Source organism: Burkholderia sp. 3C (assembly GCF_054589155.1).
The window spans coordinates 113,638-122,460 of record NZ_BAAILN010000112.1; the positions used below are offsets into that span (position 1 = coordinate 113,638).

Annotated in this window: 7 protein-coding genes; 6 read left to right on the forward strand and 1 reads right to left on the reverse strand. The window is 68.1% G+C overall.

Annotated elements, in window-relative coordinates; all coding sequences use genetic code 11:
* Positions 1-365: 365 nt before the first annotated feature.
* The 6 genes from ACYP33_RS23035 (at position 366) to ACYP33_RS23060 (ending at position 7,926) form a co-directional block, all read left to right on the forward strand.
* The gene (locus ACYP33_RS23035; RefSeq protein WP_459624063.1) at positions 366-1,799 is read left to right on the forward strand and encodes an MFS transporter; all 1,434 of its coding nucleotides are present in this window, start codon (positions 366-368) and stop codon (positions 1,797-1,799) included.
* 144 nt (positions 1,800-1,943) lie between these two features.
* On the forward strand, positions 1,944-2,933 hold the full coding sequence (locus ACYP33_RS23040) for an amidohydrolase family protein (RefSeq protein ID WP_459624064.1): 990 nt from the start codon (positions 1,944-1,946) through the stop codon (positions 2,931-2,933).
* On the forward strand, positions 2,930-4,051 hold the full coding sequence (locus tag ACYP33_RS23045) for a maleylacetate reductase (protein ID WP_459624065.1): 1,122 nt from the start codon (positions 2,930-2,932) through the stop codon (positions 4,049-4,051). The genes ACYP33_RS23040 and ACYP33_RS23045 overlap by 4 nt, the downstream gene beginning before the upstream one ends.
* Positions 4,048-4,956, forward strand: coding sequence for an intradiol ring-cleavage dioxygenase (locus tag ACYP33_RS23050; RefSeq protein ID WP_459624066.1), 909 nt, complete (start codon positions 4,048-4,050; stop codon positions 4,954-4,956). The genes ACYP33_RS23045 and ACYP33_RS23050 overlap by 4 nt, the downstream gene beginning before the upstream one ends.
* A 140-nt stretch (positions 4,957-5,096) precedes the next feature.
* A complete protein-coding gene (locus tag ACYP33_RS23055) occupies positions 5,097-6,320 on the forward strand; it encodes a porin (RefSeq protein WP_459624067.1) in 1,224 nt (407 codons plus the stop codon).
* 127 nt (positions 6,321-6,447) lie between these two features.
* On the forward strand, positions 6,448-7,926 hold the full coding sequence (locus tag ACYP33_RS23060) for an aldehyde dehydrogenase family protein (RefSeq protein WP_459624068.1): 1,479 nt from the start codon (positions 6,448-6,450) through the stop codon (positions 7,924-7,926).
* Positions 7,927-7,981: 55 nt separating this feature from the next.
* Here ACYP33_RS23060 and ACYP33_RS23065 read toward each other — a convergent pair whose 3' ends face one another.
* Complete coding sequence (locus ACYP33_RS23065; RefSeq protein ID WP_414441551.1) at positions 7,982-8,509, reverse strand: MarR family winged helix-turn-helix transcriptional regulator; 528 nt, start codon at positions 8,507-8,509, stop codon at positions 7,982-7,984.
* Positions 8,510-8,823: the final 314 nt, after the last annotated feature.

The following is an 8,823-nucleotide window of genomic DNA, read 5'->3' on the forward strand; positions in this document are numbered from 1 at the left end:
GCCTGATCAAGGGCTTCGCCGGCCGCGGCACGCTCGTGCTCGACCCTGCGCTGAGCTGACCACGCGCGCTCGCCGGTGCGCACCAACCGGCATCCCCGTCTTCCTGGTTTCCGGCACGCGTGAGTGATCACGGCGTGCCGGCTGCCGCCGTCATGCCTTTCGCGTCGCTCCCCCTGTTGTCCTTTCGGAATGCTTCCGCTCGGAAGTCTGGACGCCTCCGCGTAAACGCCTATATTTACTTGCAAAAGCAAATATATACTTCGACACATGTTTGCGTTTGCAAATAAATGTCGGCCGGCGGCGGCAAGCTGCCGGCCATTGCGTCAAGCTTCGCGCATCACCGCCAGACGAGTCGGACGATCACGATGAACACTTCTTCCCCGCAACACGCGCAGCCGGCGACGGCGATCGACATCCCGGCCCTGATCGATGCGCGCCCGGTCGGGCGCTTTCAGCTCGGCATCTTCCTGCTGGCCGGCGCGGCCATGATCATCGACGGCTTCGACGTGCAATCGATGGGCTTCGTCGCGCCCGAGTTGGTGCGCGACTGGGGCATCGAACGCGGCGCGCTCGGCTCGGTGTTCTCGGCGAGCCTGGTCGGCATGTTGCTGGGCTCGCTGGCGTTGAGCGTGCTGGCCGACCGGATCGGCCGGCGGCCCGTGCTGGTGGTGTCCATGTTGTTCGCCGGCGTGTGCATGCTCGGCACCGGGCACACGCACAGCGTTGCGCAACTGCTGGCGATGCGCACGCTGACCGGGGTAGGGGTGGGCGCGATCATGGGCAACGCGATGGCGCTGGTCAGCGAGTACAGCCCGGCGCGGCGGCGCGCGTCGACCATGATGCTGGTGTCGTGCGGCTTCACGGCCGGCGCGGTGCTCGGCGGCCTGGTGTCGGGTTGGCTGATTCCGCTGGCCGGGTGGCGCGCCGTGTTCCTGGCGGGCGGGGCGGTGTCGCTCGCGATCGGCATGCTGATGGCGGTGTGGTTGCCGGAATCGGTGCAGTTCCTGGTGTTGCGCGGCCGTCGGCCCGAACAGGTGGCGCGGCTGGTGGCGCGTATCGTCGGCGGTGCAGCGGTAGCGCCCGGCCTTGCGAGCGGCGGTTTCCTGCCCGGCACGCGCGCAGCGAAGCCGTCCGGCGCGCCCGTGGCCGAACTGTTTCGAGGCGGCCGCGCCGGCATCACGCTGCTGCTCTGGGGCCTCAACTTCGCGAACCTGCTGAACCTGTTCTTCCTGTCGAACTGGCTGCCGACCATCATCGTCGACCTCGGTCATACGCGCGGCGTCGCGATCGCGGTGGGCACGCTGCTGCAGGTGGGCGGCACGCTCGGCACCATCGGCATGGGCCTGCTGATCGATCGCGCCGGCTATGCGCGCGTGCTGGTGCCGGCGTTCGTCGTGGCGGCCGCGACCATCGTGTCGATCGGCCTGCCCGGGCTGCCGCTCGTGCCGCTGCTGGCCGTGGTGACGATCAGCGGCCTGTGCATCGTCGGCGGCCAGCCCGCGATCAATGCGCTGACGGCTTCGGTCTATCCCACCCACATTCGCGCTACCGGCATCGGCTGGGGGCTCGGCATCGGCCGCGCCGGTTCGATCCTCGGCCCGATGGCGGCCGGGCAACTGGCGGTGCTCGGCGGTTCGGACCGCATCATGTTCGTGGCCTCGGCCGTCATCGCGCTGGCCTCGTGCGCGATGACGCTGGCGCTGGCGCGCCGCCGCCGCGCGCTCCGTTCCGACGATGCGGCGGATGCCTCGCCGGCTGCCGCGCGTGAGGGCGTCGCGGCTTCGTCATGCAGTTCGTGACGGCACGCGTGCGGCGCTGATCCGGACGTTGTTACGGATCTCGATGCATCACGCTTGAAATTCGTTGTACTGATGATTTATCGCGTCGCCACCGAGCCGGAGGCCCGGCGGCGACACCGGCTGCTTGAACTTGGAGAGAATGGCATGGCTTTCAGCAAGGTAGGAAAAATCGCGCTCGAGGAACATTTCGCAATCGCCGAAACGATCGAGGATTCGGCCGGCTTCGTGCCGCACGATGATTGGGTCGAACTTCGCCACCGGCTGCTCGACATCCACGAACGCCGCATCGCCGAGATGGACCGTGGCGGCATCGAGATGATGGTGCTGTCGCTGAATGCGCCGGCCGTGCAGGCGATTCGCGATTCGAAACGTGCCGACGAGCTGGCGCGCCGCGCCAACGATTTCCTGGCCGAGCAGGTCGCCAAGCGCCCCGACCGCTTCCGCGCGTTTGCCGCGCTGCCGATGCAGGAGCCGGAGCTGGCGATTCGCGAGGCCGAGCGCTGCGTGCGCGAGCTGGGCTTCGTGGGGGCGCTCGTCAACGGCTTCACCGATTCGGACGAAGGCGGCGAGCTGTACTACGACCTGCCGCGCTATCGCCCGTTCTGGGCCGCGCTCGAAGCGCTCGACGTGCCGTTCTACCTGCACCCGCGCAACCCGCTACCGGGCCGCGCGCCGATCTACGACGGCCATCCGTGGCTGATGGGGCCGACCTGGGCGTTCGGTCAGGAAACCGCCGTGCATGCGTTGCGCCTGATGGGCTCCGGCCTGTTCGATGCGCACCCGGGCCTGAAGATCATCCTCGGGCACCTCGGCGAGGGCCTGCCCTACAGCATGTGGCGCATCGACAATCGCAACGCCTGGGTGTCGGCGCGGCCGAACTACCCGGCCGAGAAGCCGATCGCCGAATATTTCCGCAAGCATTTCTGGCTGACCACGTCCGGCAATTTCCGCACCCAGACGCTGATCGACGCAATGCTCGAAATCGGTTCGGACCGCATCCTGTTCTCGGCCGACTGGCCGTTCGAGAACATCGATCACGCAGCCGACTGGTTCGATGCGGCCTCGATCAGCGAGAACGACCGCGTCAAGATCGGCCGCACCAACGCCGAGCAACTGCTGAAGCTGGCGCGATGAGTACACCGAACTATGTGGCCGTGAACGCGCGGCTGCCGTTCGTCTACGAGAGCCTGCCGGGCAGCGTGAGCTTCGGCCACGGCACGCGCGCCCTGGTGGGCGAGGCGGCCGCCCGGTTCGGCATCTCGCGCGCGCTGCTGCTTTACGGGCCGCCGCACGCGCAACTGGCCGACGAGCTGGCCGAGCGGCTCGGCACGCGCTATGCGGCCCGTTTCGACGGTGCGCGCATGCATACGCCGGTGGACGTGACGGATGCCGCGATGGCGATCGTCGAGGCGCACGACATCGACGGCATCGTGTCGGTGGGCGGCGGTTCGGCCACCGGCTTGTCGAAGGCGCTCGCGCTGCGCACCGACCTGCCGCAGATCGTGTTGCCCACCACCTATGCCGGCTCGGAGATGACGCCGATCCTCGGCGAGACGTGCGACGGCATCAAGACCACCCAGCGCAGCCCGCGCATCCTGCCCGAGTGCGTGCTGTACGACGTGGATCTGACGCTGGACCTGCCGGCGTCGATGTCGGGCGTGAGCGGCATGAACGCGATCGCGCACGCGGTCGAGGCGCTCTATGCGCGCGACACCAACCCGGTCATCGCCGCGCTCGCGCTCGACAGCGTGCGCGCGTTGTTCACGGCGCTGCCGGTCATCGCGGCCGAGCCGGGCCACCGCGCGGCGCGCGCCGATGCGCTCTACGGCGCATGGCTGGCCGGCGTCTGCCTGGGCTCGGTCGGCATGGCGCTGCACCACAAGCTGTGCCACGTGCTCGGCGGTGCGTTCGACCTGCCGCATGCGCAAACCCACGCGCTGGTATTGCCGCATGCGCTGGCCTACAACGCGCCGGCGATTCCCGACGTGACCGCGCGGCTGGCGGCGGCGCTCGGCGTGGACGACGCCGGCCGCGCGCTGCACCGGCTCAATGCGGCGATCGGCGCGCCGCGTTCGCTGGCCGAGATCGGCATGCCCGAATCCGGCATTGCGCACGCGGTCGAACTGACGCTCGCGAACCCCTATTGGAATCCGCAACCGCTCGACGCGGCCGGCCTGCACGGGCTGCTCGATCGCGCCTGGCGCGGCACCGAGCCGCTCGCGATTCCCCGCAACGATGGACCCGCATCATGACCGATATCTCTCAACGTTCCGACCGCCATTACCCGTTGTTTTCCGAAGAACATTCGGCCGAGGCCGTCAACGCCCGGATCGGCCCCGATGTCGAGCCGCGCACCGCCCGCATCGCGGCCGCGATCGTGCGGCATCTGCATGCGGCCGTGAAGGAGATCGAGCCGACCCACGAGGAGTGGTTCGCCGCGATCCGCTTCCTGACCGAGACGGGGCAGATGTGCACCGACTGGCGCCAGGAATTCATTCTGTTGTCCGATGTACTGGGCGTGTCGATGCTGGTCGATGCGATCAACCACCGCCGCCCCGGCAATGCCACCGAGAACACCATCCTCGGGCCGTTCTACGTGGATGGCCTGCCGGTGCTGCCGGCCGGCGCGAACATCTGCCTCGACGGCAAGGGCGAGCCGCTGGTCGTGACGGGCACGGTGACCGATACCGACGGGCAGCCGGTGGCCGGCGCGACGATCGATGTCTGGCAGACCAACGACGACGGCTACTACGACGTGCAGCAGCAGGGCGTGCAGCCCGACGGCAACCTGCGCGGCAAGTTCGAGAGCGGGCCGGACGGCGCGTTCTGGTTCCGCAGCGTGCGCCCGCGCGATTACCCGATTCCCGACGACGGGCCGGTGGGCAAGCTGCTCGCCACGCTGGGCCGCCATCCGAACCGCGCCGCACACATTCATTTCATGATCCGCGCGGCGGGCTATGAAACCGTCATCACGCACATCTTCTCTCCCGATTGCCCGTGGCTCGCCGAGGACACCGTGTTCGGCGTGAAGGAAAGCCTGATCGGCGAGTTCGAGCGGATCGAGCGCGCCGAGGAAGCGGCCGCCTACGGCTTCGACGCCGGTGCGCCGTGCTGGCGCACCTCGCGCCCGTTCGTCCTGCAACGCAAGGCGGATTGATGCTCGATTGACGCCGCCGCCATGACCTGACCATGCCCGCAAGGAGGTGATCGAACCGATACTCGCCCATCGCATCGCCCTGGCAAGACCGTAATACTCAATACAACTAATTATTAAGATGAAGACGGAGACAACTGGTCATGAAGCATTGCATTGCGGGCGCCGTCGCTGCGCTCTTTGCCGTCTGCGCGCAGGCGCAAGGCAGCGTGACGCTGTACGGCATCATCGACGCCGGCGTGGCGTACACCAACGACGTGCAGACGGCGAAGCCGGGCGGCCGGCCGACGGGCGCGAGCAGCGTGGCGTTCGCGGACGGCCTGACGGCCGGCCTGTCGGGTAGCCGCTGGGGCTTTCGCGGCGTGGAGGATCTCGGTGGCGGCCTGAAGACGATCTTCACGCTGGAGAACGGTTTCACCATCAACAACGGCGCATTGACCCAGGGCGGCGCGGAGTTCGGCCGGCAGGCCTTCGTCGGGCTGGCGTCGTCGCACCTCGGCACGCTGACGTTCGGGCGCCAGTACGACACGCTGCTCGATTCGATCCAGCGTTTCTCGGCGCCCGCGTGGGCCGGATGGATGTCGTCGCACGTGGGCGACGTCGACGACCTCGGCCTGCTGTACCGCATCAACAACGCCGTGAAGTACGTCACGCCGGTGTTCGGCGGGTTGCGCGTGAGCGCGCTCTACAGCTTCGGCGGCGTGCCCGGCGCGTCGGGCCAGAACCAGGTGTGGTCGCTCGGCGCGAGCTACGAGCACGGCCCGTTCGGGTTCGGCGCCGGCTACCTGAACGCTCGCAATCCCAACGTGTCGTTCTACGGCAATACGCCGAACAAGGGGCTGACCTCCGCCAACAACATCGGCTCGGCCGGCTCCGCCAGCGCGCCCGAATCGATGCCGGCCTTCGCCGGCTATGCATCGGCCAATACGCTCGAAATCATGGGGCTGGGCGGCAGCTACACGTTCGGCACGACCACCGTGAGTGGGGTGCTGACGCGCACGCGCTTCGATTCGCTCGGCTCGGCTTCCGGGCCGAACCCGTTCGGCTATACCGGCAATGCGGTGTTTACGAGCGCCGAACTCGGCGTGCGCACCCTGATCACGCCCGCGCTGCAAACCGGCATCGCGTTCGACTACACGCGCCGCAGCTCGGTGGACGGCGACGGCGGCGCGAAATATCTGCAACTCGACGCGATTGCCGATTACGCGTTCTCGGGCCGCACCGATGTGTATCTGGCCGCGATCCTGCAACGCGCGAGCGGGCGAGATTCGCTCAATCAACCGGCCGTGGCGACGATCGGCGGCTTCACGCCATCGGCCACCAACAAGCAGGTGGTGGTGCGCGTGGGCTTGCGGCAGCGGTTCTGAGCGTGGTGCGTCGGGGCATGCAATAACCGCCTTACATTTGCAATTGCAACTATTGTGATTGCTGGGTAAGATGCCCCGGACCGATTTGCCGATTCACGGAATCACCGAAGCTGAGGAGTGCAGTGCAATGGAAATTGACAAGCAACAGGGCGGTGCGCCGATCGAGGCACGCCATTGGATCGACGGCGAATGGGTGGGTTCGGCCCGCACCGGCGAGAGCGTGAACCCGGCCACGGGCCGGCCGATCGGCATCTATCACGATGGCGGCGCCGAGGAAGCGGCGCGCGCCGTGGCCGCCGCCGCTCGTGCGTTCCGGGACCCAAGCTGGACGGCCGACCCGCAGCGTCGCGCGGTGGCGCTGATGCGCCTGGCCGACGCGTATGAAGCGCGCCGCGACGACATCGTCGACACCTTGTGCCGCGAGAACGGCAAGCTGCGCTACGAGGCCGGTTTCGAAGCGGGCCTGATCGTGCGCGGGCTGCGCTTCGCGGCCGGCCTGGCGCTGCAGAACTTCGGGCGCGTGATGGACCCTTACCCGGGTTTCCAGGGCATGAGCATCGTCCAGCCGATCGGCGTGGCGGGACTGATCGTGCCGTGGAATTCGCCGGCTTATCTATCGGTGCGTTCGCTCGCGCCTGCGCTGGCGGCCGGCTGCACGGCGGTCGTCAAGATGCCGATGCAGGCCGCGCAAACGGCCGCGTTGATGAGCGAGATCATCGGCTCGGTGGCGGAACTGCCGCGCGGCGCGGTCAACGTGTTCATCGAATCGGGCGCCGACGGGGCGCGGCATCTGGTGGAGGCGCCCGAGGTGCAAACGGTCAGCTTTACCGGCAGCACGCGTACCGGCCGCGCCATCGGCGTGGCCGCCGCCGAGCGGCTGAAGCGGGTGGGCCTCGAACTGGGTGGCAAGACCCCGCATCTGATTTTCGACGACGCCGATCTCGATGCGCTGCTGCCGGTGCTGGAGAAATCGTCCACGGTGTTCGCCGGGCAGTTCTGCATGTGCGGCAGCCGCATCCTGGTGCAACGCGGCATCGCGGAGCGCGTGCGCGAAGGCCTCGCGGCACGGCTGCGCGCCGTGCGGCCGGGGCCGGCCGCCGACCCGGCGAGCGACATGGGGCCGTTGATCGACCGCGCCTCGCTGGCGCGCATCGACGCGATGGTCGAGGCTGCGCTGGCGGCCGGCGCCAAGGCCATCGTGCGCGGCGGGATCGTGACCGAGCCGCCGCTGGCCGACGGCAACTTCTATCGTCCGGCGCTGCTGGAAATCAGCGACGCCTCGATCGCCATCGCGCAACAGGAAGTGTTCGGCCCGGTGCAGACGCTGCAGGTATTCGATACGGAGGACGAAGCAGTCGCGCTGGCGAACGACAGCGAGTACGGCTTGAGCGCCTGCGTATGGAGCCGCGACGTCGATCGGCCGGTGCGCGTCTCGCGGCGGCTGGAGGCGGGCTTCATCTCGATCAACGGCTGGGCCAACATCGCCGTGGAATTCGAGGAAGGCGGCTACAAGTCGAGCGGGCTGGGCCGGCTGGGCGGCGTGGCGTCGCTGGAGGATTTCGTCGAGCGCAAGCAGATCACGCAGACGTACGCGGCTTCGGCCTGAGGCGCAGGCCACGAACCGCGCCTGACGTGGCCTGAGGCGGCCTGAGGCGCGCGCCTCAGCCGCGCGTCTTGCGCGCAGCCGGGCTTGCGCGCTTGCGCGCCGGCGCGGCCGGTTCGGGCTCGGGCAGCGACGTGCCGATCTCGACGCTGTGCAGGTTCGTGAAGATGTGATCCATCAGCCGCTTCAGTTGCTTGAGCTGCGCGCCCTCGAGCCCGGCCGTGGCGAGTTGCTCGTAGTAGATCGCGCGCGGAATCCAGCGCTCGACCAGCGCGCGGCCGGCCGGCGTCAGTGCGATGCACACCGTGCGGCCGTCGTCGGTCAGCCGTTTGCGCGTGACGTGACGCATCGTGATCATCTTGCCGACCAGCCGCGACAACGTGGACAGTTCGCTCGACACCATTTCGGCCAGATCGATGAGCCGCTGGTCTTCCTGCTCGCGCAGGGCGGCCATCACGCGATACATCGGCAGCGTCAGGCCGGCCTCGCGCAGTTCGGCGGTGAACAGTTGTTCCATGCGCACGCCGACCTTGGCCAGCAGGTACGGAAACGCTTCGGTGAACCGGTAGTGATCGAAATCGGGCATGTCGGGATATCGGCGTGCGTCAAGCGGAGTGATGCGCGTCGGCGGGTGCCGGGCGCCGAGCAGGAATAGGGACGAGGGTGCGACGCGCAGCGAGCCGCCGTCTGTTTGCAAATTCAATTATTGCGCGTGGCGATTATATAGGAGGAGAAATCATGTCTCAACCGCGATACCCCGGCGGCGCACGGCTGTTTCACTGGCTGATGGCGGCCATCATCGTTACCGTCTGGTTCATCGGCTTCGGCTCCTCGCACTGGCGCGGCGATGCCGCGCGGGGCGGCACGCCGTTGCTGGTGCACAAGGCGATTGCCTCGACC

Excerpts from the sequence above, each read along its gene's own strand:
- ACYP33_RS23055 (WP_459624067.1), top strand. The coding sequence starts at position 5,097 with ATGAAGCATTGCATTGCGGGCGCCGTCGCTGCGCTCTTTGCCGTCTGC.
- ACYP33_RS23045 (WP_459624065.1), top strand. The coding sequence starts at position 2,930 with ATGAGTACACCGAACTATGTGGCCGTGAACGCGCGGCTGCCGTTCGTC.
- ACYP33_RS23050 (WP_459624066.1), top strand. The coding sequence starts at position 4,048 with ATGACCGATATCTCTCAACGTTCCGACCGCCATTACCCGTTGTTTTCC.
- ACYP33_RS23035 (WP_459624063.1), top strand. The coding sequence starts at position 366 with ATGAACACTTCTTCCCCGCAACACGCGCAGCCGGCGACGGCGATCGAC.
- ACYP33_RS23060 (WP_459624068.1), top strand. The coding sequence starts at position 6,448 with ATGGAAATTGACAAGCAACAGGGCGGTGCGCCGATCGAGGCACGCCAT.
- ACYP33_RS23040 (WP_459624064.1), top strand. The coding sequence starts at position 1,944 with ATGGCTTTCAGCAAGGTAGGAAAAATCGCGCTCGAGGAACATTTCGCA.
- ACYP33_RS23065 (WP_414441551.1), bottom strand. The coding sequence starts at position 8,509 with ATGCCCGATTTCGATCACTACCGGTTCACCGAAGCGTTTCCGTACCTG.